The organism is Actinoplanes sp. DH11, from assembly GCF_020873875.1.
Classification (GTDB): Bacteria; Actinomycetota; Actinomycetes; order Mycobacteriales; family Micromonosporaceae; genus Actinoplanes.
Genome location: NZ_JAHWGU010000227.1, coordinates 1 through 255 on the forward strand (window position 1 = coordinate 1; position 255 = coordinate 255).

At 68.6% G+C, this 255-nt stretch carries 1 protein-coding gene; it reads left to right on the top strand.

The window, feature by feature from the left end:
- The coding region (locus tag LPA41_RS43925; protein WP_304523834.1) for a ketoacyl-synthetase C-terminal extension domain-containing protein at positions 1–255 on the top strand (255 nt) is incomplete at both ends.

Genomic DNA, 255 nt, shown 5'->3' on the forward strand with positions numbered 1-255 from the left:
CGGGTGTCGCCGGGATCATCAAGATGGTGCAGGCGATGCGGCACGGTGTGATGCCGCGCACCTTGCATGTGGATGAGCCGACCCCGCACGTGGATTGGGAGTCCGGTGCGGTGGAGCTGCTCACTGAACCGGTCGAGTGGCGGGTGCAGGACCGGCCGCGTCGGGCGGCGGTGTCGTCGTTCGGGATCAGTGGCACGAACGCGCACGTGATCTTGGAGCAGGGTCCGGGCGTTGAGGTGCCGGGGGAGTCGGTGC